The organism is Cellulomonas sp. NPDC089187, from assembly GCF_040685135.1.
Taxonomy (GTDB): domain Bacteria; phylum Actinomycetota; class Actinomycetes; order Actinomycetales; family Cellulomonadaceae; genus Cellulomonas.
This window is the reverse complement of record NZ_JBFBHI010000011.1, coordinates 1-1120: the sequence shown is the minus strand read 5'-3', so window position 1 is coordinate 1120 and position 1120 is coordinate 1. Positions and strand designations below refer to the sequence as shown.

At 57.9% G+C, this 1120-nt stretch carries 1 rRNA gene; it reads right to left on the bottom strand.

Going from position 1 to position 1120, the window contains the following annotated elements:
* Positions 1-1120, bottom strand: a 23S ribosomal RNA gene (locus AB0N78_RS14570); the annotation flags it as partial.

The following is a 1120-nucleotide window of genomic DNA, read 5'->3' as shown; positions in this document are numbered from 1 at the left end:
GCCTTAGTATTCTCTACCTGACCACCTGAGTCGGTTTAGGGTACGGGCGGCTAGAACCTCGCGTCGAAGCTTTTCTCGGCAGCATAGGATCACCCTCTTCCAGCATACGCTGTCACCATCAGTTCTCAGGCTACGTGAGTGGCGGATTTGCCTACCACTCGCCCTACAACCTTGGACGTGGACAACCATCGCCACGCTGGGCTACCTTCCTGCGTCACTCCTGTTAATACGCTTACCTACTACCGGATCGGGTCACGCGCTCCCCTACACGGTGACCACCGAAGTGGTCGATGTGCAGGCTCGGGCGCTTAGCATCACCGGGCTCGGTATGGGCGGTTCTTCGCCGGTACGGGAATATCAACCCGTTGTCCATCGACTACGCCTGTCGGCCTCGCCTTAGGTCCCGACTTACCCAGGGCGGATTAGCCTGGCCCTGGAACCCTTGGTCATTCGGCGGACGGGTTTCTCACCCGTCATTCGCTACTCATGCCTGCATTCTCACTCGTGTAGCGTCCACCACTGGGTTACCCCGCAGCTTCACCCGCCACACGACGCTCCCCTACCCATCCACACGCCTGGACCACGAAGGCCTAGCAGTATGTGTGAATGCCACAGCTTCGGCGGTGTACTTGAGCCCCGCTACATTGTCGGCGCGGAATCACTTGACCAGTGAGCTATTACGCACTCTTTCAAGGGTGGCTGCTTCTAAGCCAACCTCCTGGTTGTCTGTGCAACTCCACATCCTTTCCCACTTAGCACACGCTTAGGGGCCTTAGCTGGTGGTCTGGGCTGTTTCCCTCTCGACTACGGAGCTTATCCCCCGCAGTCTCACTCCCGCGCTCTCACTTACCGGCATTCGGAGTTTGGCTAACGTCAGTAACCTGGTGAGGCCCATCGGCTATCCAGTAGCTCTACCTCCGGCAAGAAACACGCGAGGCTGCACCTAAATGCATTTCGGGGAGAACCAGCTATCACGAAGTTTGATTGGCCTTTCACCCCTAACCACAGGTCATCCCCTCGGTTTTCAACCCAAGTGGGTTCGGTCCTCCACGCGGTCTTACCCGCGCTTCAACCTGCCCATGGCTAGATCACTTCGCTTCGGGTCTAGAGCACGCGACTA